The sequence below is a fragment of the Vibrio fluminensis genome (genome assembly GCF_015278125.1).
Taxonomy (GTDB): domain Bacteria; phylum Pseudomonadota; class Gammaproteobacteria; order Enterobacterales; family Vibrionaceae; genus Vibrio; species Vibrio fluminensis.
Map to the genome: position 1 here is coordinate 1 of NZ_JADILO010000029.1, position 23828 is coordinate 23828.

General features: G+C 45.0%; 23 protein-coding genes and 1 tRNA gene. 13 read left to right on the plus strand and 11 right to left on the minus strand.

Annotated elements, in window-relative coordinates:
* Positions 1-53 precede the first annotated feature (53 nt).
* Positions 54-130, plus strand: a tRNA-Asp gene (locus IRQ95_RS16810).
* Positions 131-365: 235 nt separating this feature from the next.
* On the opposite strand, the gene IRQ95_RS16815 is transcribed toward IRQ95_RS16810, so the two are convergent.
* The 6 genes from IRQ95_RS16815 to hemC form a co-directional block, all read right to left on the minus strand.
* Positions 366-3059, minus strand: coding sequence for a DUF2339 domain-containing protein (locus IRQ95_RS16815; RefSeq protein WP_194438033.1), 2694 nt, complete (start codon positions 3057-3059; stop codon positions 366-368).
* Between the two features lie 152 nt (positions 3060-3211).
* Complete coding sequence (locus tag IRQ95_RS16820; protein ID WP_194438035.1) at positions 3212-3565, minus strand: c-type cytochrome; 354 nt, start codon at positions 3563-3565, stop codon at positions 3212-3214.
* Between the two features lie 136 nt (positions 3566-3701).
* Entirely contained in the window at positions 3702-4883 is a 1182-nt protein-coding gene (locus IRQ95_RS16825; RefSeq protein ID WP_194438037.1) for a heme biosynthesis protein HemY, read from the minus strand.
* Entirely contained in the window at positions 4883-6079 is a 1197-nt protein-coding gene (locus IRQ95_RS16830) for a uroporphyrinogen-III C-methyltransferase (RefSeq protein WP_194438039.1), read from the minus strand. Before IRQ95_RS16830 ends, IRQ95_RS16825 begins: the two co-directional genes overlap by 1 nt.
* On the minus strand, positions 6069-6824 hold the full coding sequence (locus IRQ95_RS16835) for a uroporphyrinogen-III synthase (RefSeq protein WP_194438041.1): 756 nt from the start codon (positions 6822-6824) through the stop codon (positions 6069-6071). The genes IRQ95_RS16830 and IRQ95_RS16835 overlap by 11 nt, the downstream gene beginning before the upstream one ends.
* A gap of 5 nt (positions 6825-6829) precedes the next feature.
* A complete protein-coding gene (gene hemC, locus IRQ95_RS16840) occupies positions 6830-7768 on the minus strand; it encodes a hydroxymethylbilane synthase (protein WP_194438043.1) in 939 nt (312 codons plus the stop codon).
* A gap of 345 nt (positions 7769-8113) precedes the next feature.
* Between hemC and IRQ95_RS16845 the strand changes: the two genes are divergently transcribed.
* Positions 8114-10645, plus strand: a complete 2532-nt coding sequence (locus tag IRQ95_RS16845) for a class I adenylate cyclase (RefSeq protein ID WP_194438045.1) — start codon at positions 8114-8116, stop codon at positions 10643-10645.
* A 53-nt stretch (positions 10646-10698) separates the two neighbouring features.
* On the opposite strand, the gene cyaY is transcribed toward IRQ95_RS16845, so the two are convergent.
* Positions 10699-11013, minus strand: coding sequence for an iron donor protein CyaY (cyaY, locus tag IRQ95_RS16850; protein WP_194438047.1), 315 nt, complete (start codon positions 11011-11013; stop codon positions 10699-10701).
* Between the two features lie 75 nt (positions 11014-11088).
* On the opposite strand from cyaY, the gene lptM reads away from it, so the two are divergent.
* The 6 genes from lptM (at position 11089) to yigB (ending at position 15736) form a co-directional block, all read left to right on the plus strand.
* Positions 11089-11208 (plus strand): LPS translocon maturation chaperone LptM, encoded by a 120-nt coding sequence (lptM, locus tag IRQ95_RS22455; RefSeq protein WP_431358060.1) that lies wholly within the window; start codon positions 11089-11091, stop codon positions 11206-11208.
* A gap of 91 nt (positions 11209-11299) precedes the next feature.
* Positions 11300-12553: a diaminopimelate decarboxylase gene (gene lysA, locus IRQ95_RS16860; RefSeq protein WP_194438052.1), complete on the plus strand. Its 1254-nt coding sequence runs from the start codon at positions 11300-11302 to the stop codon at positions 12551-12553.
* Positions 12554-12563: 10 nt separating this feature from the next.
* Positions 12564-13394: a diaminopimelate epimerase gene (dapF, locus tag IRQ95_RS16865; RefSeq protein WP_194438054.1), complete on the plus strand. Its 831-nt coding sequence runs from the start codon at positions 12564-12566 to the stop codon at positions 13392-13394.
* A 13-nt stretch (positions 13395-13407) separates the two neighbouring features.
* Complete coding sequence (locus IRQ95_RS16870; RefSeq protein ID WP_194438056.1) at positions 13408-14112, plus strand: DUF484 family protein; 705 nt, start codon at positions 13408-13410, stop codon at positions 14110-14112.
* Positions 14084-15004, plus strand: coding sequence for a tyrosine recombinase XerC (xerC, locus tag IRQ95_RS16875; protein WP_194438058.1), 921 nt, complete (start codon positions 14084-14086; stop codon positions 15002-15004). Before IRQ95_RS16870 ends, xerC begins: the two co-directional genes overlap by 29 nt.
* Before the next feature lie 18 nt (positions 15005-15022).
* A complete protein-coding gene (yigB, locus tag IRQ95_RS16880) occupies positions 15023-15736 on the plus strand; it encodes a 5-amino-6-(5-phospho-D-ribitylamino)uracil phosphatase YigB (RefSeq protein WP_194438060.1) in 714 nt (237 codons plus the stop codon).
* On the opposite strand, the gene IRQ95_RS16885 is transcribed toward yigB, so the two are convergent.
* The gene (locus IRQ95_RS16885) at positions 15728-16327 is read right to left on the minus strand and encodes a tRNA-uridine aminocarboxypropyltransferase (protein WP_194438062.1); all 600 of its coding nucleotides are present in this window, start codon (positions 16325-16327) and stop codon (positions 15728-15730) included. The two genes, yigB and IRQ95_RS16885, sit on opposite strands and share 9 nt — an antisense overlap.
* Entirely contained in the window at positions 16327-17859 is a 1533-nt protein-coding gene (locus IRQ95_RS16890; protein WP_194438064.1) for a COG3650 family protein, read from the minus strand. Before IRQ95_RS16890 ends, IRQ95_RS16885 begins: the two co-directional genes overlap by 1 nt.
* 38 nt (positions 17860-17897) lie before the next feature.
* On the opposite strand from IRQ95_RS16890, the gene IRQ95_RS16895 reads away from it, so the two are divergent.
* Positions 17898-18371 carry an EVE domain-containing protein gene (locus IRQ95_RS16895; RefSeq protein WP_194438074.1) on the plus strand — a complete coding sequence of 158 codons (474 nt, stop codon included), beginning with the start codon at positions 17898-17900 and terminating at the stop codon, positions 18369-18371.
* Positions 18372-18409: 38 nt separating this feature from the next.
* Here IRQ95_RS16895 and IRQ95_RS16900 read toward each other — a convergent pair whose 3' ends face one another.
* Both IRQ95_RS16900 and IRQ95_RS16905 read right to left on the minus strand, forming a co-directional pair.
* Positions 18410-19237 carry a Cof-type HAD-IIB family hydrolase gene (locus tag IRQ95_RS16900; protein WP_123783025.1) on the minus strand — a complete coding sequence of 276 codons (828 nt, stop codon included), beginning with the start codon at positions 19235-19237 and terminating at the stop codon, positions 18410-18412.
* Positions 19238-19401: 164 nt separating this feature from the next.
* Entirely contained in the window at positions 19402-20391 is a 990-nt protein-coding gene (locus IRQ95_RS16905) for an alpha/beta fold hydrolase (protein ID WP_194438076.1), read from the minus strand.
* A gap of 84 nt (positions 20392-20475) precedes the next feature.
* On the opposite strand from IRQ95_RS16905, the gene rhtB reads away from it, so the two are divergent.
* The 4 genes from rhtB to IRQ95_RS16925 all read left to right on the plus strand — a co-directional run bounded on the left by rhtB (position 20476) and on the right by IRQ95_RS16925 (position 23824).
* Entirely contained in the window at positions 20476-21093 is a 618-nt protein-coding gene (rhtB, locus tag IRQ95_RS16910) for a homoserine/homoserine lactone efflux protein (RefSeq protein ID WP_194438078.1), read from the plus strand.
* Between the two features lie 31 nt (positions 21094-21124).
* On the plus strand, positions 21125-22345 hold the full coding sequence (locus tag IRQ95_RS16915; protein WP_194438081.1) for an EAL and HDOD domain-containing protein: 1221 nt from the start codon (positions 21125-21127) through the stop codon (positions 22343-22345).
* Positions 22346-22460: 115 nt separating this feature from the next.
* On the plus strand, positions 22461-22802 hold the full coding sequence (locus IRQ95_RS16920; RefSeq protein WP_194438083.1) for a metalloregulator ArsR/SmtB family transcription factor: 342 nt from the start codon (positions 22461-22463) through the stop codon (positions 22800-22802).
* Between the two features lie 20 nt (positions 22803-22822).
* A complete protein-coding gene (locus IRQ95_RS16925; RefSeq protein ID WP_194438085.1) occupies positions 22823-23824 on the plus strand; it encodes an ArsJ-associated glyceraldehyde-3-phosphate dehydrogenase in 1002 nt (333 codons plus the stop codon).
* The last annotated feature ends 4 nt before the right edge of the window (positions 23825-23828 follow it).

The following is a 23828-nucleotide window of genomic DNA, read 5'->3' on the forward strand; positions in this document are numbered from 1 at the left end:
ATCGCCAGGCTTTAATTTTGAACACTTGTCAGCGACGACAAGTATTCCACTGCGGAGTGGTAGTTCAGTTGGTTAGAATACCGGCCTGTCACGCCGGGGGTCGCGGGTTCGAGTCCCGTCCACTCCGCCACTTTTTCGAAAGCCCAGTCTATGACTGGGCTTTTGTCGTTTCTGGCAAAACGAAAAAGAAGAATGCACGATATCAAGATATCGTGCTTCGTGAACACGCCGTATCTGCGATACGTCGTTTCGAGATGCGGGAGCGTTCAGCCTCTTTGATGCTTCACTTCGGGAAAAGAGAAATTAAGAGTTTCATATCTATGCAGATCTCTTTACGATGTTTCTCACTTCTCACTTCTCACTTCTCACTTCTCACTTCTCACTTCTGCCTTTCCTTCTTGCTCTGTTCGGTAATTCAATCGTTGGAATAGCCATCCTAATGCGATGAGTGATCCGCCAAGGCCTAAGAAACTAATTGCTCGCCAAATCCCTTCTAGTGTCGCTGTATCGAGCAGAAATACTTTACATATCGCAACACCTAAAGTGATTAAACCAACCTTTTGAATCAAGTTGTGAGTTCTTCTGACACCGATGTACGTGGTTGCAGCACCCGCTAAGATCAATGCGACCGAATAGCTGAACATTTCTGCCATGCCGGTTGGTTGATCAAGCATCATACTCCCCTGTTGCCAGAACTGACGGATGGATAAGGTTACCCATAGGCCAAAAGCGATAGCTGCAAACGTGTTGAGGTAGAGGCTTTTCATTGGTTGGGTGTAGAGCCTGTAATGACTAATGGCCAAGGTAGCGAGTACTGGCAATAACCATCCAGGAGCAAGCCAGTTAATGAGCGGTAGATCAGCGCCGGTGACATAGCTATTAAGCAGCGGTTGATAAATCGTATTGAGAACAAAAAACAGCACCGCAACGATAGAGAGCAAAAGATAACAATAACCTTGGTAGAAGATCCTTAGTTTTACCGCATGTTTTAACTTGTACTGGTAGACAGCGAATAGAGCGATTGCTTGAGTGATAAATAGTGATGTTGAATAGAAGCTAAAATCAGAAATGAAATTAAAGCTGCCCAGAAGCCAGTAGTTGGTTTGAGCAAATATAAGTACCACTGCTAGATGTAAGATTGATCCTTCCAACCACTCTGCTAGAAGTCTTAGTTTATGCTTTGTTAGTAAGTGACGAGCAATCCAAAGTGCTCCGATTGCTGGAACATAGCTTTCAGCTACCGAGCTCCATGTGCCGATGAGTGAAATTTGTAACGCGGGAACAAAGGGAATGGCACTAACGAGTAGGATTAGTGTCGTCGTCATTGCTTTGATGGAGAGAGTGCCCGGTGAATAAAGCTTTCGCGTATGTTGCCAAACTGCGATAACGACTTGCAGTGAGATTGAGAGCGCTAACCACTCACTATTTAAGAAGCAGTAACTCAGAGCTAAAGCGATAAGATGGAGCGAGCTTGACGCCTCTTTCACTAACTGCCCAACTCTTACCGCGATCACAAGTGCAAATAGACTCGATATTACGCTAAACACTGCCCAAAACTGAATGAAGGGCGATTGGATTACCTCCAGATAAAGCAAATTGATAAGCAGCATGCCTGGCAACACAATAACGGCCATCCAATAGGCGACAATGCCTCTATCGCCGAGCAGATACTGACTGGTACTTCTCGTTACGGCGATTACGGTAGCAGCGGCGACGACAATCCATAACAGAGTGCTTGTGGTTACGTCATCAATTGCGATAGCGCCCAATTGGATGCAAAGGAGGGCGAGTGCCGTAACCGGATAGTAGCTTCTGAGTGCAAAGTTGCCTCGCAGCATTGGTAGAGCTAATAGTAGTACCGGATAAAGGAAAAACCACAGTGCGCCACTCTCGCGATATAGAGTCTGCTCTAGGTAAGCCAAGCTTACTAAAGTGAGACCTAATGCAGGAATCGTCGGGAGTGAGTATTTCCACTTACTGATTTGGCGATAGCGGAGCTTAAGGCTGATCCCCATGTAAGGTATGAATACAAGCAATAAGCTACTTAAGGAAATGGTACTAACATACCACCGCGTGATGATCTCATTGGGTATGTTGAATATTAGCAGTAACAGCCAACAGCAATGAGCTACCGTAACCGCCAGTGGTAGCCAGACTAGTTTGCTACGAGTATGTGTGAGTAAGCCTGCGATGGTGATAGTGGTGATGTAGCAGGTAAGAAGAATGTAGCTTGGGTCATTTCCTCCTATCCAAAATGGTGCGCTGTAGCCGCCAAACAGCCCAAGTGCGGCCATCAGAGGTCCCAATCTCAGCGTGAGCGTAAGACAAATTAACGCCAACACGGCCATTGCAATAAGAGCAATACTTGGGGTAAAGAATTGATAAACAACGGTTGAGAATAATACGGTAGCGTATAGCCCACTCATTCCTGCAGCATACAGAGCTGCGGGTATATAGGTATCGGCATTTTGGCTAAGAAAGGTCGTTGATATGGCACTTATCTTACGATGCGTTATTTCACCTAAGGAGATCACGCCAATGGAAAATAGCGTAGCGGCGAGCACTCTTACCATTGGAGAAAAAGTAAAGCTGCTACCGACTACTTGAACCAAATAACCTGCGCCGACCACTAGGGCAAGCCCACCTATCCATACTAACCAATTGTCACGCATATGCTCGAACGTTTTATCGAGCCAGTTTGAAATAGGATCACTTGGGAGGTTGTGTTGGTTTGTAATAGCGTGAGGTTGCTCGTCGGCGGCAGAGCGAACAGTGGGTTCTGTCTCAGGTTCAGTTACAGGCTGTATTGAAGGCGTATTAAACGATTTATTTTCAGATGATGGTGACAGGCATGCGAGTTCAAAGTCCCCATCCAATTCCGCTATTGATGTTGGTGGCTTTGATGGTTCCTTTTCACCACTAAGCTGACTCAACTCGCGTTTAAGTTGTCTAATTTGTATTTCTAATTGATTCGCTTTTTGATACGCCAAAAATGCGATGATAGGTGTGCCGATGACGGCTATTGCCACCAATAACCCGATCACAATCATCCATTCCATTTCTTATATTCCATGTTTAGTTCATCGACAGTTAACATCAATGCTCGTTCTGACTCTCAATATTCTAGAACTAAACGCAGTGTAAGAAATTAGACTGAGAGTGTTTGTGCTTATGTTGCATTTAACTCTCGACAATAATCGGGCTGAGATCGCTATTTTTCTTGGTTTATGTGTTCGATATAAGCAAAGATTTCTCGAACCTGTTGCTGGTTAAGTACACTTCCCCAAGCTGGCATCTCTTCATTGCCATTGAGTACGGTCTCAATTAATTCTGCTTCTGACTCAAACCAAGAGTTGAGTTCTTGATAAATGTTCGACGGTTGCTCATTTAGTGCTTGCGCAGCTATGCCATCACCATGTCCCATTTCACCGTGACAGGCTAAGCAAAGTGTGCGGTAGTGTTGTTGGCCATTCTCTATTGCGCTTGGTGTAATAGTGTTAGCTAAAACCAGCGAAGGCAGAATAATCAGCGTGGCAGCGATAAGAACAGTAGCAATCTTTTGCATGATAAGAATCCATAAAATCTTAAAGTCATGTCATATAAGGTATGCTATCTGTTATGAACGGGATCTGAATGGTTTGTTTAGATACAAAAAAGCCGACGTTAAGCCGGCTTTAAAATCGTAAAGTGTCTTACTTAAACTATTTGCTACTGACTAAAGTTAACGCTTTCTTTGATACTTCATGTGCAGCCTTATTGAAGTTTTGTTTCTCCAACGCATCGGCTAAGTAAGCGTAATCAGACACATTTGAGCGTTGCGCAAGGGCTTTCTCAAAATGTTCCTGAGCTTCTGACCATTTCTGACTGCGTAGATGGAACTGAGCCAGTGCGCTGTGCGCTTCAGCATTGTTGCCATCTTTACGTAGTGTATCTTCAAGAAAGACCACCGCTGGGTGGCTATCAAGCAAGTTCAATTCAGGCAGAAGTTTGTATAGATCGGCATTAGGGTGCTTCTTCAATGTCTCTTTGATAATCGTAAACGCATTATCATCTGCTTTGCGAGAGATCAGTTGTTTGGTAAAGCATTCCACTAGGTGTAAGTCGCCCTTAACCTTGCGTGGCAGCGAATTCCAATGTTGAGTCAGCCCCTCACTGCCTTGTTGTTCCGCAATTTCAGCTAACAGACCACACTGCGCATGTTGCTCAAGTTGTAATTGCTCTTCTTTAGTGATGAGTTTTGTTTTAGTGAGCTTCGGTAGTAGGTCTAATAGCGGCTGCCAAAGCTTAAGTTCCATGTAAACCGTTTTAAGCAGGTTTAGCACAATCGCATTATTTGGAAATTCGCCCTTCAGATCAGATAGCGTCACAAAGGCATCATCAAAACGCGTTTCACGCAGTTGCTGCTTTGCTCGAGTTAGTTCTACCGCTAGGCGTGAATCTTTTTGCTCTGCTGCTAGTTTGAGGTAGTGATCGCGCTTCGCACTATCACCCTGTCCTTGTGCTGCCTCTGATGCAACCAAATAACACAGCAAAGGCATATCGTGGTGATTTGCCCAGCGAGTCACTTTCTTTTCTGCGTCTTTAAAATCACCTTCTAACAGTTTGATGATCCCTTCGTTAGTATAACGACGGGAGCGACGCATTTTACGTACACTGAAGTAATTCCAAGTTGCTGAGCTTGCATAGAAGACTTTCTTGATCAGAAACTCAAGTGCAAACAGAGCCGCCAATGCAGCAATAACAAAAATCACTAACGTGGTGACACTCATCTCGATGGTTTGGTTTGCCACAGAGATCAATACATAGCCTTGCTGGCCAGAGTATTGGCTACCGAGAAATAGACCAGCGCCTAGTATGGCGAAGAGAAATATCAGTCGAAACATTATTTTTCCTCCGTCACTAGCGTTGTTACCTCACGGCGTAAGCGCTCACGAATGACATCAGATAGGATCTGTTGGGTTTCGAGTTTAACCGGGTAATCAACTTCTACCGTTTGCTTGCTTAATAGCTCTAGTGCTTTATCGAACTCTTTTACAGCATTGCTATTTTGGTCGTAGAAGGCTTGTGACCATTGCTCTGCCGTACTTAGAGCTGCGGTGTAAATCTCTTGTTGCTCTACGTAGACTGCTTTGATTGCGGTCTCCAATTTTGCCTTCATATTCTCTTTGAGGTAGAAGTGCTGCTGTGGGGAAAGCAATGGGATGATATTGCCATCGCGAGTACGGAAGGTGATGAAGTTTTCCGAAAAGTCTTTGAGCGATGTTTTTAGATTCTGCTGCCAGTCGTTGATATCTTGCGATACTTTTTCGTCTTCTTGCACTTTTTCTTCAGGAAGAATAGCGTTGGCGAGCGGTAACTGATCGACTTGCTGCTGCAGTGCCGTTAAACGCAGTACTAAACCATCTCGGTCAATAAGAGGGATCGTTTTTAATTTAGTGATGTCATTAGCCATCGATTTACGCAGTGGGACCAAGCTTGGATCGTTCAGCGCAGCAATGCGTTGGTCAGCGCTCTCCATGAGTAGAGTGGCGCTCTCTGCATCATGCTCAAGGAACAGTTTGCGTCCAGCCAGTTTCACTAGGTAGTCAGCTTCCGCTAACAACCAATCGTTCGGGCGACGTCCTTTCACATCTGCGACAGCCAGTTGTAGGCTTTCAATACTCTTTTGTTGCTGAGCTAATACGGTTTCTGCGCGGTGGGCAATTTCAGTCGCTTTAGCAATTGTTGCCTCTTCAGTCGCTTTGACTTCACTGGTCAGCGATGATTGGGTTTGTTGAAGTTGCGCGGTTAGAGCATCAATTTTTGCTTGGTACTGAGCGTCTTTTTGCTGCATGTGGTAAGTTAATCCACCACCAAACAGGATGGAAAGCACAATCGCAATTGCGCCCAGTTTAACGCCTCGCTTACCATGCTTCTCTTCTGCTTGAGGTGCTGGTTGGTTAGCGGGTTCATTTTGAGTTGTTTCGGGCTTTGATTCAGCTTGTGTTTCAGTTGGAGAGGTAGTGTCGACGCCTGGCTCTTGAGCTAGTTCGGTTTTGTTCTCTGATTCAACCTGATCGTTATTCTTTTTACTTGTCATTGTTTTCGTCCTGTTTCCTTGGCCAGAGAGATGCCAATAAATCTTTGTTTGAAGCACTTCCTGTATTGACGACGGTTTGGAAGCCAACGCGCCGCGCTTCAATCGCTATGCGTTCACTCGGAACGAAGAGCACCAACTGGAAAATCCAATCTCTATACTGTGGTGCAATTTGTTCTATGAAGAAGCTAAGTTGTCCCGAGCTGGTAATAATAAGTTGTTTAATCTGACTATCTTGCCAGAAAGGTACTGCAATTTCTGAGTGGAAAACGAGATTTTCACGTTTATACACCTCGCAATACTCGACGATCGCCCCTCTTCCTTGCAAAGTTTCATAAATAAGCTCGCGACCACCATTACCTCTTAAAATGACGATTCGCTTGCCTGAGACTTGTTGCAACGGAGAGAGGTTCAGTAAGTTCTCACTATCACTAACTTCAGGGTAGTGTACTTTCTGATTCACCGCTTTGCTTAAAAACTGTGCGGATTTTTGACCGACGGCAAGGTAGGTTGCTGTTTTCGGCCAGTTAAGATTGGCATTAGTGAGAGCTTGGTGGGTGAATTCCACGGTATGCTGGCTGACAGCAATAATGATATCAGCCAGAGGTAGCTGTTGTTTTAAGCTGGAGAGTTGCTCCCCAGCTAGGATGGTAATCAAGGGGTGGTGGATTGCTTTGACGCCAAGCTCTTCAAGTTGGCGACAAAGTGCAAGCCCTTGTTTACCTGGTCGCGTAACGAGCACGCTCATAGCAATTACTCGTGATCAGCGTACAGTCGCGCAAGGATGTCACGAGCCCCGTTCTCTAGCAGTTGATTTGCTAGTTTGACGCCCATTGCTTCTGCTTGTGCGCGAGGTCCACGAATTTCACCACGAACTATCTCACTACCATCAGGTTCGCCTACCAGTGCGCGTAACCAAAGTTCATCACCATCGAGCAGTGAATAGCTGCCGATTGGCACTTGGCAGCCACCCTCGAGAGTTAGGTTCATTGCGCGCTCACACTTAACACGATCCGCAGTATCGATGTGGTTAAGAGGTTCAAGTAGTTTGATAAGGCGCTTGTCATCGAGACGACACTCAATACCGACCGCACCTTGTCCTACCGCTGGCAGCGACTGCTCTGGTTCGATAAAGCTCGCTATGCGTTCTTCAAGCTTAAGACGTTTCAAGCCTGCAGCTGCAAGAACAATCGCATCGTATTCACCAGCATCCAGTTTACCTAAGCGAGTACCTACATTGCCGCGTAGTTCTTTGATCACAAGATCTGGGCGATATTCTTTCAACTGGCATTGACGGCGTAGGCTACAAGTGCCCACAACCGCACCTTGAGGCAGATCGTCAACATTTTTGTAGGTGTTCGAAACGAAAGCATCACGCGGGTCTTCACGCTCACAAATCGTCACAAGCCCCAAACCTTCAGGGAAGTCGACTGGCACGTCCTTCATTGAGTGCACCGCTAGGTCAGCGCGTCCTTCGATCATCGCCACTTCAAGTTCTTTAACGAACAGGCCTTTACCGCCAACTTTAGCTAGAGGCGTATCCAAAATGATGTCGCCTTTAGTTACCATAGTCACGAGTTCAACTTCGAGACCTGGATGGGCAGCTTGCAAAGCATCTTTAACATAGTGAGCCTGCCATAGAGCAAGAGGGCTTTTACGCGTCGCAATTCGAATTGGAGCCGTGTTTGTCATATTCGCCTGTTTTGAAATTATGGTAGATAAGCTAATCCTACCACTGAGAGGGCAAAAAATTTACTGATCAATGCATTGAATGCAGAAATGGACTCGCGTTAGCACATTTTGGTCAAAATATTGTGATTAAAGTCCCGTTTGTTAACTAGGTTATTATTAGAAAAGGCGGTTACAGACCAAACTAGGGAAAGGAAATCCAAGGATGTTGAAAGACAAAACAATGTAGAATCGATCGTACAAATCTTTACCAATCAAAATAAAAATGATAGATTGATCACGTTTTGTTGGCGCTTTAGCCTATTTATTAAGCAAGGCGTATAATAGGAAATAACCAAGGAATCTCCCTTGCAGGCTTACACTGAGAAGTTAATTCAACGACTAGATAGTTTGAACCAGCAGCGTATCGAACGCGCGCTGGCGCTTATGGATTTGCAAGCTCAGCGAGTCTTTCACTTGATTCCCGCTCTTCTGCATTACAACCATCCAGTTTTCCCAGGTTATTACGATGCGCATGTGCCACATGGTATTTATGACTTCGACCTAAACCACGAACAACAGCAGTTTGTGGAAGATACTGAACTGACTATTGGTCAACCTCTGACTAAGAACCTCACTCCCGATATTCTCGCGCTTTACACGATGGGCAGTACTTCATCGATAGGTCAAAGTACGTCTAGTGACTTAGATATCTGGGTTTGTGTGGCTCCAACAATGGGGCATGATGAACGCGAACGTCTCAATAACAAATGTTTGTTAATTACCGATTGGGCGCAGAGTCAAGGTGTAGAAGCCAACTTCTTCATTATGGACGCTGAGCGTTTTCGCTCAAATCATTCAGAAGAAATGACCGGAGATAACTGCGGCTCTTCGCAACATATGCTGTTGTTGGATGAATTTTACCGCAGCGCAGTGCGTCTCGCAGGCCAACGCCTGTTGTGGCAAATTGTTCCGCCAGAGATGGAAGAGTGCTACGACGAATACGTTCAAGAACTTTGTAATCGTGGCAGCATTGACTGCACTCGCTGGATAGATTTTGGTCAGTTGCACCGAATTCCAGCTGAAGAATATTTCGGTTCCAACTTGTGGCAACTGTACAAGAGTATCGACTCGCCATATAAATCGGTATTGAAAGCGATTTTGTTAGAGGCGTATTCGTGGGAGTACCCACATGCTCAGTTACTCAGCCTTGATACTAAGCGCCGCTTTTTTGCTGATGAGCAAGATCTCTATGGTATGGATGCGTATTATCTAATGCTTGAAAAGGTAACGCGTTACCTTGAGCGCATTGGTGATAGCACGCGCCTTGATCTTGTTCGTCGTTGCTTCTACCTAAAAACCCATGAAAAACTCTCTCGTGAGCCCGGTGCAGGTTCGGTTCCTTGGCGTCGTGAAGCGTTAGGGCAATTGGTGGCGAAATGGAACTGGCAACCAGAGGTGATCGAAGAGCTCGATAACCGTCGTCACTGGAAAGTGGAACAGGTTAAAGTAGTGCATCACTCTCTGCTTGATGCATTGATGCTGAGCTACCGTAACCTAATTCAGTTTGCACGCCGCAATGACATTACGTCGGCAATCAGCCCCCAAGATATCAGCATTCTAGCGCGAAAACTGTATGCCGCATTTGAGGTTCTGCCAGGTAAAGTGACCTTGCTTAACCCTCAGATATCGCCAGATTTGCACGAGCCTGAGTTAACTTTTATTGAAGTGCAATCAGGGCGAACGAATCAACCGGGTTGGTACCTCTATAAGCAACCTCTGCAACCACATCGTATTTTAGGCCAGCCTTACCTCGAGCATAATGAATACTTAAGTAAACTGGTGGCATGGGCGTTCTTTAATGGCCTAATCACTGAGTCAACGCACTTAAATGCGGTGATCCGCGATGCTCATTTGGATATTGATAAGTTCTACCAGATGGTGAGCGATCTACGTAACACCTTCTCGTTACGTAAGCGTCGTCCAAGTATGCAGGCTTTAGCAAGTCCTTGTGAGATTAGCCAGTTGGCAATGTTCATCAACTTCGAAGAAGACCCAACCGCTGAGTTAAGTGGTAAGGCACTCAAGGTTGATTTAAAGAATATTGATATTTTTAGCTATGGGCCTGAACAGAAATGTTTGGTCGGTAGTGTGGATTTGGTTTATCGAAATTCGTGGCATGAAGTGCGTACTTTGCATTTTAAAGGTGAAACCGCCATGTTGGACGCACTAAAAACCGTACTGGGCAAAATGCACCAAGACGCGTTGCCACCAGAATCGGTGGATGTGTTCTGCTACAGCAAAAACATGCGTGGTGTGATGCGTAACATGGTTTATCAGTTACTGGCGGAATGTATCGATTTACGCTTGAAACCTGTCGAGCAAGAAAAACGTCGTCGATTTAAAGCGTTGCGTATTGGTCAGCAGATGTATGGTTTGTTCTTTGAACGTCGTGGCGTGTCGATGCAGATGCTGGAAAACTCGGTGGATTTTTACCGCAGTATTTCGACCAATAAACTGAAAGGCTCACCGCTGTTGATGCTGGATCAAGAGCAAGATTATCAACTGCCAGAAATTGTGGACAATTGTGCCAGCGAAGGTCTAGTGCAGTTCTTCTTTGAAGATTCGGATAAAGGCTTCAATATTTATGTGCTTGATGAGGTCAACCGTGTTGAAGTTTATCATCAGTACAATGGCGAGAAAGATGAAATGATTGCCAGTGTAAATAGCTTCTATACCTCAATCCGTGATGACAATGCCGTTGCTTCTAAGTTTATTAACTTTAATTTGCCGCAATACTATCAAATTGTGTACTGCGAAGATGGTGGGGAGCCTTATATCGTACCATATCGTAACGACGGGGCGAGTTATGCAAAGCCTAATCGCGCGGTTAACGCCTAATAACAAAAAAGAGCACGCTTGTGCTCTTTTTACTTTTTGTAACTTTTCAGTGTTTACACCCAGTCGATTGTCTCACCAGCGTGTTTTTCACATTCTTGCTTCACCATCGCAATCAATTCTATGCCTGTTTTAGAACAGATCCACTGTTGGTCCACATAAGCGAAGTGGAAGCCACCAGAACGAGATGCTAACCAAATTTCTTTCATTGGTTCTTGGCGGTTGATAATGATTTGACTGCGATCTTCAAACTCTAAGGTCATCACATTACCAGACGTTTCATAGTCGATATCAGCGCCTGAATCATCAATCATTTCTTCGATGAATTGCATTTGCTGATCGGCAAGTTGATGAAATTCTGTCTCGTTCATCTTGTCTATCCTATTGCTTTTCCTGAGTGTGGTGCGATTATAGGGGGCATTGAAAGAATAATCACGGTTAGACCTATGAAAAAATCAATCTTAGCTTTATTTGTCATCTCGATGTTAGGTTTGGCTGGTTGTGGTCAAACAGGATCACTATATATGCCTGACGATGCTCAACAAAATGAGCAAACACAGCAATAATATCGCACTGAGCATGATGCTTTAGGCGATATACCCAAGCGTTGTCATTAACGCCTAGGTAGATACAACAAAATATAAAAGGGAAAGCACATTGGATTACTTCAACTATCAGGATGATGGCCAACTTTGGGCCGAAGATGTTCCTCTTACTGACTTAGCTGAGCAGTTTGGAACGCCACTCTATGTATATTCGCGCGCGACGATTGAGCGTCATTGGCATGCGTTTGATAAATCGGTTGGCGACCATCCTCATCTTGTCTGTTTCGCGGTAAAAGCGAACTCAAATATCGGTGTGCTTAACGCATTGGCTCGTTTAGGTTCTGGCTTTGATATTGTTTCTGGTGGTGAGCTTGAACGTGTCTTAGCGGCTGGTGGTGATCCAAGTAAAGTGGTTTTCTCTGGTTTGGGTAAAACTGAAGCCGAGATGAAGCGCGCATTGGAAGTCGGCATTAAATGTTTTAATGTGGAATCTGAGCCAGAGCTCGAGCGTTTAAATAAAGTGGCGAGCGAAATGGGCGTCAAAGCGCCAGTATCTTTGCGCATCAATCCAGATGTCGACGCGCAAACTCACCCTTATATTTCTACGGGTCTACGTGATAACAAATTTGGAATCGCTTTTGACCGTGCTCCTGTGGTGTATCAACTTGCTCACAGCTTAGAGAGTTTGGATGTTAAAGGTATTGATTGCCACATTGGCTCTCAGTTGACAGACATTGACCCTTTCATTGATGCCACCGATCGCTTACTTGCTCTGATTGATGAGCTAAAAGCGCAAGGCATTGTGATCCGTCATCTTGACGTTGGTGGTGGTCTTGGCGTGGTATACCGTGATGAACTACCACCACAACCTTCAGAATACGCCAAAGCGTTATTAGGTCGTTTAGGTAATCATCAAAATCTCGAGCTGATCTTTGAACCGGGGCGTGCAATTGTCGCCAATGCTGGGGTGTTGTTGACTAAGGTCGAATTCTTGAAACATACCGAGCATAAAAACTTTGCCATTATTGATGCGGCAATGAATGATCTGATGCGTCCAGCCCTTTACCAAGCTTGGCAAGACATCGTGCCAGTTAATCCACGTCAAGGCGAAGCGAAAACCTATGATGTAGTAGGCGCGATTTGTGAGACCAGTGATTTCCTAGGCAAAGATCGCGCTTTGGTTCTTGAAGCAAATGACTTACTTGCAGTACGTTCAGCAGGTGCTTATGGGTTTGTTATGGCGTCGAATTACAACACTCGCACCCGCGCAGCTGAAGTGATGATTGATGGCAATCGCGCGCATTTAGTACGTAAACGTGAAGAGTTGACCAGTTTGTGGGAACTTGAGAGCGTATTACCGGAGTAATTGAAACTGTATGCATTTCCATTTTTCTAAAATGCATGGTTTGGGTAACGACTTTATGGTGGTCGATTGTATTACCCAAAACATATTTTTTTCTCCAGAGTTGATCCGTCGTATGGCGGATCGTCATACTGGAGTTGGCTTTGACCAGCTTTTGGTGGTTGAGGCTCCCTATGATCCTGAAACGGACTTTCACTACCGTATTTTCAATGCAGATGGTAGTGAAGTTGAACAGTGCGGCAATGGTGCGCGCTGTTTTGCTCGCTTCGTTCGAATGAAAGGTTTGACCAATAAATACACCATCAGTGTCAGCACCAAAAAAGGTAAGATGCTGCTTAATATCGAAGAAGACGACCAAGTTACCGTTAACATGGGCGTGCCAGAGTTTGAGCCAAGCAAAATTCCTTTCAAAGCGAAGCAGATGGAAAAAACCTACATTATGCGTGCTGAAGACAAAACCTTGTTCTGCGGTGCCGTAAGTATGGGGAATCCCCATGTCGTCACGGTAGTTGATGATGTGAAGACTGCGGATGTAGAAACCTTAGGTCCAATGCTGGAATCGCATGAGCGTTTTCCTGAGCGCGTTAATGCAGGTTTTATGCAGGTGGTTAACCGTAATGAAATTAATCTACGCGTTTATGAGCGTGGAACTGGTGAAACCCAAGCCTGTGGTAGCGGTGCTTGTGGTGCGGTTGCTGTCGGGATTGTACAAGGCTTATTGGACGAAAATGTGAAAGTGCGCCTACCGGGTGGCGAGTTAAAAATTTGCTGGCAAGGTATGGGTAAACCGCTTTACATGACAGGCCCTGCAACTCACGTCTTTGACGGCCAAATTAACTGCTAACTAAGGAATCTCTGTGTCTCAGATTGAAGCGGATGCGTTAACTGCAGAAGTGGTGGCAGAGTATCTGCGTGATAATCCCGATTTCTTTATTCACCGACGTGACCTTGTTGATCGCCTCGCTTTGCCAACACAAGAGCAAGGCGCGGTATCCTTGGTGCATGTTCAACTCAATCGTCAGCGTCAGCGGATTGAAGAGTTGGAAGAAGAGATCACCACCTTGATGTCGCTGGCAGCAAACAATGACAAAACTTTCCATGAATTTATGGATCTGCAAGAACAGATTTTAAAGTGTGATTGTTTGTTAGATGCAATTAAGGCGATTGAGAGTAAAGCCAAAGCTTTAGGACTGTTGGCTTATGTACGTTTGTTCAATGCTCCATCCAAACATTATTTAACCAGTTTTGAGAGTTATCAGCGTTTTGCTACCAATAATCTCAATGGTAAATCAGCCTACCTAGGCCGTATGCGTAAAGCCGATCGTGAGCTTCTATTTGGCGAACTTAATCGTGCTCCAGAGCTTGGCTCTTACGTTGTGCTACCTTTAGTAAAAGGCAAAGCACAAGGGTTAATCGCGTTCTCAAGTGAGGATGGCGGTCATTTCCAACCCCATATGGATACCCTATTTTTACGTCATTTGGCATTAGTGCTCTCCCATGCGATAGCAATTCTGCCTTGGCAAATGGACACCAATGAGCGAATTAGTACAACCTCTGCCTAACGGCCTACAAAAGCCCTTGGAACGCTTCTATGAATATCTGAGAAGCGAAAAAGGGCTCAGTCTTCATACTCAACGTAACTACAAACAACAACTGGAAACCATGGCGCAGCATCTGCTGAGCATGGGGCTTAAAGATTGGACTCAAGTTGATGCGGCTTGGGTTCGTCAGTTGGCGAGTAAGGGCATGCGTGAAGGCATGAAAGCGAGCAGCTTAGCGACAAGACTCTCTTCACTGCGTAGTTTCTTTGATTTTTTGATCTTGCGTGGCGAGATCAGCGCGAATCCTGCCAAAGGTGTTTCTGCACCGCGCAAAAAACGACCATTACCTAAAAACTTGGATGTGGATGAAGTCGGGCAACTGCTTGAGGTGACCGATGACGACCCATTATCGATTCGTGATCGTGCCATGATGGAACTAATGTACGGCGCAGGGTTGCGTTTAGCGGAATTGGTCAGCATCAACGTCAAGGATGTGAGCCTGTTTAGTGGTGAATTACGCGTAGTCGGTAAAGGTGACAAAGAGCGTAAAGTGCCATTTTCAGGTCTCGCAAAAGAGTGGGTAGGGAAATGGCTTAAAGTGCGCAGCGGTTTAGCCAAACCGGATGAAAAAGGGCTGTTTGTCTCTAAACTAGGTGTACGCATCTCTCACCGTAACGTCCAAAAACGGATGGCAGAGTGGGGGCAAAAGCAGGCGGTTGCGAGTCATATCAGCCCGCATAAATTACGCCACTCATTTGCGACTCATATGTTGGAATCGAGTAACAACTTACGTGCGGTGCAAGAATTGCTTGGCCATGAAAATATCTCGACTACGCAAATCTATACTCACTTGGATTTTCAACACCTTGCACAAGTGTATGACCAAGCCCACCCAAGGGCGAAAAAGAAGTAATCGAAATAGGGTGAAGGAATGAAATACTACCGACAGTTAAAGCCAATCAAAGCGATGAGTTTTGATTTGGATGATACGCTTTATGACAACCGTCCCGTGATTGCTCGGCTGACGCGTGAGGCGAATGCTTGGTTTTTTCATCATCATCCTATTGCGACCACTCGTGATGAAGATTGGTGGTTAAAGCTAAAACTCGACTTAGCCAAACAAGACAATTGGCTATACAGCGATCTGACGCTATGGCGTCATCGCACTACCACTACCGGTTTGATTGAGTTGGGTTATTCGGCGGCGCAGGCCGAGCAAGCGGCAGATGATCTATTGCAGATAGTGACTGAGCTGCGAAGTGATTTTGTGGTTCCCAAGATTACTCACCAAGTGATGGCGCAATTAGCCGAAAAATACCCGCTGGTGGCAATAACCAACGGTAATGTGGATGTCGAACGTATTGGTTTAGCCGGCTATTTTTCACTGATCTTACGTGCTGGACGAAATGGTCATGCTAAGCCTCATGGTGATATGTTTCGTCAAACTCAGCAATTTCTTACTCTAGACAGTGAGTCTATTTTGCATGTGGGCGATCACTTGAAAACCGATGTGTTTGGTGCAAAACAAAACGGCTTTCAAGCGTGTTGGTATAACGACCAAGGCAGTTGCTTACGTGAGGCGAAACACGCTCGAGTATTACCTGATGTGGAAATCCACCAACTGGATTCGTTGCTGCTACTTTAAAGCGTGACCACTTTTATCGGCTTTAAACACTCGCATATAGTGATGAAAGAATGTATTCAGCGCTTGAGCTTGCCCGTTCAGACCAAGTTCTTTAATGATTTCACTGCCCACTTCTAGCGTGCATAAGTGCCCTTGTTGCTGGTTGCGCCTTAACTGGTAGTCCGACTGTTCACTTGGTTCAAGATGGACGCAGGGTAAATCACTTAGCCAGTCACTCTTTCTCAACATTTTTCCCGCTTCTTGCCATGTACCATCAAGAATAATCAATAATGGTATTTTTTCATTACTATCAGCATCTTGTTTAACCGTCTTTAGCGAAATGCTGCTATCAGCGGGATAAACCAAATAGGCCTGATAGTGATCATTTTTGATCAGTTTGATCAAGTCGGGGCAGGGAGATCGGCGCTGCCAGACATGCTGACTGGTGGATGGTATTGCTTGAAGTAACCATTTTCCGGTATTGGTATCGCGATTGAGCTCGTTTTCGTGCATCAGCAAAGCAATATGAACGGGTGCCTCAAAATGAGGCACCAAATGGCAAACACATTGATAGCATAGACCACAGCCTGGGCAAGGTGTTGCTTGGGGCATTACATTGTTACCCCTTCTTGATGAGGTGTCAGCCCATCGCTAAATAGCTGCACCGGACTAATATCGTCAAAACTGGCGACCGGAGCCATACTTGGATTAAGTGGGTAACTGCCATTGTCAAAACGTAGAACATGCTGATTTGGCACCGCACCACCGCCACGGACAAATAACACTAAATCTTGCCAACCTTGATGATTTTTGTGGCCCAAGTTGAGTGGTGTATTGACTAATGTCATACGGCTGTTAAACACCCACTTTCGTTGCTGGTTTTCAAAGATCAACAGTGTACAGCCACCAGAGCCACACCAATCTAATTGAGTAAGCAACTCATCTTGTCCATCGCCATTGAGGTCGTAGGTGAGCCAGCGGTAACGCGTACCTTCGGCATCAATATCGTTTTGGCTAAAGTAATCTCGTAGCGCACGATCCACTTTCGGGTTAAAAGTTGCCGATGAAGGAATGGCATTGGCACTGCCTTGGCTGTGTTGATTTGCGTTGTTTTGCTCGGCCTTAAATAACGTTAAACCGCCATCGGCAATGGGGTAGACGACATCACCGACTTTTTCTTTGTCTGCGGTTAACTGCTCGTCGCTGCGCACAAATAAACGTTCAGAGAGCAAAGGCTGCTGCTGGTGGTGTGTCATCACTACTTGTACTTGCTGCGGTGAGAGTTGTTGCCAGTAACCGCGCTCAACTAAGTCGCCGCTACCATCGAGGTAGCGATAAGTCGTTGTCGCGCCATGATCTGGTTGCATCTCGAGTATGACGCTAAACCCACTGCTCTGGGTTGAAGAAGCTTGGTATTTACCTGACCAGTCAAGACTGTTGTCTTGATTGCTTAATGTAGCACAGCCTTGATAAGTTTGGTTAGCCAGTTTTAGTGTGGAAGTCCAACCATAGAGACTGTCACTCATGCCATCTGAACAACTACGCTGAGTAAGCTCAAGTTGGCCCTCTGCAAATTGATAACGTTGGCGATCAGATTCAATTTTTGATGAGGTGATCGGCAAAACTTGCTTTTGGCCACCCATAGGCGAAAAGGTTAATTCGCTGCTTGAGACGGAGAGTGACCAAAATGGCTCATTACCAAAAGCGCGGGTAGGTTGGAGCGGACGATCACAGCGATTTGGTTTTTCGGCACTTAACACGTTGATCTTTGATACCACAAAGCGAGCATTGTAGTCGCCATCGAAGCCATCTTGGCTTGAGGTTTCTAAGTGACCAATTAGTTCACCATACATAGGTTGATACGGGGTGTTGATTAGGCGTAGCGCTTGATTAAACTTATCGTGATCGATTGATAGCCAATATTGCTGCTCACTACCGCAAGGTTGAATTGATTGAGCTTCATGGCCGAGGATTACTTCGCCGCGCAGAATAAAAGGCTGTGGCTTTATTGAATTAGGCTGGTCAAGATTGGCAAGTGGCAGACTGGGTTGAGATTCTGACTCACTTGATGAAAAATCTAATGTCGAGCACGCTTGCAAAGCCAAAAGGCTGACCAGCATCGCTGGGTTTCTTAATGCCTTCATGCTATATCTTCCTTATCCGAACTGATACTGAGGACATTATGGCATATTGGTTGTTCAAAACAGAACCAGACACCTTCTCTATTGACACTTTGCGAACACAAAACACCTCTTGTTGGGAAGGGGTGCGCAACTATCAAGCGCGGAATATGTTGCGCGATGAGGTGAAGCTGGGGGATTTAGTACTCATTTATCACTCTTCGTGCAAGCATGTTGGTGTTGCCGGAATAGCCAAAGTGACGAAAGAGTCTTACCCCGATCATTTTGCTTTTGATCTTGAGAGCGACTATTTCGATGCCAAATCAACATCAGAGAACCCACGTTGGTTTATGGTCGATATTGAATTTGTGCGCAAGACAGAGCGGGTGATCCCGTTATCGGTGTTGAAAGCGATGCCCGAGTTAGAAAATCTACCGCTAGTAAAGCGTGGGAATCGTTTGTCGGTAATGCCGGTCTCTGAGGCGGAGTGGCAAGCCATTTTAAGTAAAGAGCTGCTACCTTATAGCCAAAAATAAAGGCAGCGAGTGCTGCCTTATCAATCTTTAACTTAAGATTACAGTAGGTGATCTTGTAGATAGTGCGCCACGGCATCATTTGCATTACTGCCAATGATTTCATTGTTGGGTAGCGCGTTTTTCACGCGTTGGTGTGAGGTTTCCATCACCAAGCCACGACCCGCCATTTGCAGCATTTCAACGTCGTTCATTCCATCACCAAATGCGATGCAGTTTTCTAGCTTTAGTCCGAGTGATTCAGCGATCACTTTGAGTGCATCACCTTTTGACACATCAGCAGCCATCACTTCCAAACACCAAGGTGTAGAGAAGGCGATGTTTAGCTGGTCGCCAAATTTTTCATTGAGCTCATCTTCAAATTTCACCAGGTAATCATGGTCTTGATCTGGGTGAGTGAAAAACAGTTTAGCAATGCCATCTACCGGTGGATTATTCACATCATAGAGTGTGTAGCTAAAGCCTGATTCTTCATGATAGTTACGCAGAAACTCATCATCGCGGTTTAGCATCCAGTCATCATTTCGGTACAAATGGATAAAGATTTCCGGATCAACTTTGATCGTGTCGATCACTTGTTTGACTAAATCCATTGGAACGTTGTTGCTGTACATCAGCTTATTGTGCTGATCGTGCACGCGCGCCCCGTTTGATGTCACCATGTAAGCGGGAATACCCACATGCTCACGAATGCCCGCTACGTCGATGTGATGACGACCTGTCGCAAAGATAAAGGTAAAGCCTTTGTCGTGTAAATCTTTTAAAGTCTGCTTAGAGAATGCGCTTAGCTTATGGTCTGGCGCGAGAAGCGTACCATCAAGATCCGAGGCGACAAGTTGGAATGGAGTGTCTTTGCGTGCTGTGGTCATATTGCCCTCATGTGAACATAACGCTGCAATGCGAGAAGCCGAATTGCGAGAGGTTTAGTTTACTTCAATTGAGGAAAGAAAAAGAGGGTAAAAAAATACCGCTCTATTTCCTTATTTTTTCTCTTTTACTAACAGCAAGATAGCCGGGTGTTTAACCACTAGAATCAATGGTTAGAAAAGAATTCGAGTGTGTTATTCAGCGCTTGATTGCGCACTTCATCACATTCGAATAGGAGTTCATGTTTCGCTTGATATACAACGGTAAATTTACATTGGTCATTGGTTTTTGCCAGCTTTTTGATGAACTGGACCTGCGCTTCATTGGCGACCACTTTGTCATCGCTGGCTTGCAGTAATAGCAAAGGTATTTTGATTTGGCGCGTCATTAGTATTGCTTGTTTACAGGCGATTAAACCTTGCCATACCCAACGAGTACTTGCTCCGCCGACTTGCAATTCCGGTTGCTCATTATAGAGATTGCGGAACCAGTGATAGCGCACATTGCTTTGACTCAGCAGATTGTCATCAAATGGTTTGGCATAGTAAGGCTTCTGTCCCGGAGCGTAATTAGGTTCGGCATGTAACGCAGTCAAGATTTGCCCTACCCAACGAGCAATCGGTTTTAGGTACCAAGGCACATTGACCCCAAACATAGGAGCGCTCAGCGCCATGGCATCAAATGGGTGTGCAGGGTGAGTCTGAACGTAACGAGTGATCACATTGCCTCCCATTGAGTGTCCAAGAAGATAGCGTTTTTGATAGTGGTTTAAATTAAAGTGGTTCACCATTAAATCAAGGTCTTGCACATAGTCGTCGAATTCTTCGACATAGCCAATATCCCGATTTTTCACTAGACGGTCAGAGCGACCTTGGCCGCGGTGATCATAGGAGTAAATGTCGTAGCCTTGACGGAACAAATCATAGAAAAGCTCTTGGTACTTTTCAGTGCACTCGATGCGTCCGTTTACCACTACAATTACTTTAGTGTGATGTTCAGATGTAAGTGAGACCCAAGCTAGCTTGCGCTTGTCAGCAGTGCGTATAAATCCTTGCTTACGACTGTGCCAGAGCTCAGCAATTTCGTTATTGATGGCTTGCTCAAAATTGGACTCTTGAGTATAAGAAAGCGGATTGATTGCACTAATTGTGGTCATATTGAATGAGCCTGAACTACCTAGGGTTTATAACAAGTTTTAATTATGTTTGGCTAATGCCGTTTAGTCGAGAGGTATTACAGTATGGATTTGCATGTTTGGTTAGCTTATGTAGTAACCGCGATTGTTTTTAGCTTGGCTCCTGGGTCAGGTACCGTTAACTCTATTAGCAATGGTCTAAGTTACGGGACGCGCAAATCTTTAGGTGCCATTGTTGGTCTGCAAATTGGTTTGGCTTGCCACATTATTTTAGTTGGTGCGGGTATCGGTGCGCTGGTGGCACAGTCTGCTATGGCCTTTACGGTGATAAAATGGGTAGGAGCAGCTTACCTTGTATGGCTAGGTATTCAAAAGTGGCGCGATAAAGCCAGTTTGGTCACTCAAAGCGGGGAAGATAATCGTTCTGGATTGGCTTTGATGCGCAGTGCGGTGTTTATTAACCTTACCAATCCGAAATCGATCGTATTTTTGGTCGCACTTTTTCCTCAATTTATTAACCCAACCCAACCTCAGTTAATCCAATTTGTGCTTTTGGGTGTGACGACGGTTGTCATTGATGCCATCGTGATGTTGGGTTACACCACATTAGCTTCGCAGATGGGACGTTTTATCCGTTCTGAGAGCGTGATGGCGAAAATCAACAAAGTATTTGGTTCCATGTTTGTCGGTTGTGGGGCATTATTGGCTACAGCAAAGTCGTAAATAACTGATAATATTGATAATGTGTTAGCGAATGAAAGATACTTATGTGGCACGGCAACCTATACTTAATGCTCGGAGGCAAACTCTCGGGTATGAGCTGTTGTTTCGGGATGGGGAAAAAAATGCCTATCCTGCCCATGTTGAATCGAACAGAGCCACTTATCGTTTAATCGCTGAAAATTTTTTGAGCATTGGCACTAATCCTGTCATCGCTCATTCTCGCTGCTTTGTTAATTTTCCTTATCAGAGCCTTCTTCGCCGCCTTCCTCTTGCTTTACCCAAAGATAAGATAGTTATCGAAGTACTTGAGACTTGCCTACCAAGTGATGAATTGTTTTCAGCGATTAAAGAGCTTAAACAACATGGCTATCTCATTGCTTTGGACGATTTTGTCTATAGCTCAGAATGGGAGCGTTTTTTACCTTTAGCTCATATTGTTAAAATCGATATTGCTGCGATGGGGTTAGACAACGCTTGTCAATTTGTTAGGCAGCGTCTTGCGGGTGGGAGTAAACGCAAATATTTAGCAGAACGAGTGGAAACGGAAGCTGAATTTGCTCAGACACGAGATGCTGGCTTCCATTTTTTCCAAGGTTTCTTCTTTAGTAAGCCAGAAATGATTCGACAGCGTTATGTTAGCTCAGAGCAAATTATCGCATTGGAGTTGTTTCAAGAAGTATGTCGGCCTGAAGTCGATTTCGAAAAAGTTGAGCGTATAGTGGCGACAGATGTCACCTTGTCATACAAGTTGCTTCATTTCGTTAATAGTCTATCTGATCGCCTTGAGGTAAACATTTCCTCATTTAAACAAGCGTTGATTTATTTAGGTCAGGAGCGACTGAAAATGTTTGTTTCACTGACGGTCGCTTCGTTTATTTCAAATAAAAAGCCGCGTGAATTATTTTGCCTTTCCTTACAGCGCGCTCAGTTCTTCTCCTTAATGTCCTCGCATAATTTACTGCAGCAACACAAAGATCAAGCTTTCTTAATCGGCTTATTTTCGATTATCGATGCTATGTTTGATCAATCCATTGAATACTTATTAGAGCAACTACCTCTGAATCAAGCGATCAAACTCGCATTGTTGGAGCGGCAGGGACCCTACGGCACGCTGTTGATTATTGAAGAGTGCTATGAACAAGCCGATTGGGTAGGTATGCAGCAAGCCTGTGAACGACTCAATTTATCGATGGATGATGTAATGCTGAAAATTTCTGAAGCGCAGCGTTGGAGTGAATCTATCCACTCTTAATCCCCATTTGTAATTTTGGTTCAAGCATGAATCTTTTATGACAATGATGATTCTGTGCTTGATCGACAGATAAAAATAGATAAAGATATGCGCATATCCATATATGAGTATATTTATGTTACCACATCAATTTTTCAAGTTACTTTCCGATGAGACCCGCGTGCGTTGTCTAATGTTAATCATGCGCGAAGAGTGTTTGTGTGTTGGTGACTTAACTCAGGCTCTTAACGAAAGCCAACCCAAGATTTCCCGTCATCTAGCTCAACTTCGTTCGAGTGGCATCTTAGTGGATGTGCGCCAAGGGCAATGGGTGTTTTATCGCCGCGCCCCTTCTTTACCTGGTTGGATGAATAAATTGATTGATGATCTTGTTGCATCAAACTGCTTAAAAACAGAGTACCAACAAGATATCGAAAGACTTAATGCAATACAGGGCCGTCCTGTTTGCTGCCAATAAATGTAGAAAGAGACACGATTATGACGATTAAAGTAGGTATTAACGGATTTGGTCGCATCGGCCGCCTAGCACTTCGCGCTGCGTTTGACTGGCCGGAGTTAGAGTTTGTTTTGATTAATGATGTTGCAGGTGACTGTAACACACTGGCCCATTTGCTTGAGTTTGACTCGGTACAAGGACGTTGGAATCACGCAGTGACTACTGACGGTGATGAGATGATTGTTGCTGGTCAGCGTATTAAAACCACTCGCGAGAAAGAGATTGATGCGGTTGACTGGTCAGGTTGTGATGTCGTGATTGAAGCAACAGGTGTACATCGTAAAACCGAGTTTCTTAATAAGTATCTTGAGCAAGGCGTTAAGCGCGTCGTGGTTTCAGCGCCAGTGAAAGAAGAAGGCATTGCGAACATCGTGGTGGGTGTGAATGATGAAATCTTTAACCCAGATATCCACCGAATTGTTACTGCGGCTTCTTGTACTACCAACTGTATTGCTCCTGTGGTTAAAGTGATCCATGAGAAGTTAGGTATCGAGCAATCGTCGTTTACCACGATTCATGATTTAACCAACACGCAAACCATTTTAGATGCGCCACACAAAGATCTACGTCGCGCCCGTGCATGTGGCATGAGTTTAATCCCGACTACGACAGGTTCTGCAACGGCAATCGTCGAAATCTTCCCAGAGCTTGCCGGTAAGATTAATGGTCATGCGGTACGTGTCCCTCTTGCTAACGCATCTCTAACTGACATCATTTTCGATGTTAAGCGCGATACGACAGCTGAAGAAGTGAATGCACTACTTAAAGAGGCGTCAGAGGGTGAGCTAAAAGGCATCCTAGGTTTTGAGGAACGCCCACTAGTTTCAATCGATTACAAAGGTGACCAACGTTCTACCATAGTGGACGCTCTATCGACTATGGTTGTAGGTACACGCATGGTGAAAATCTACGCTTGGTACGATAACGAAATGGGTTATGCAACTCGCACCGCAGAGTTAGTTCGTAAAGTAGGTTTGGTGTAAGGAG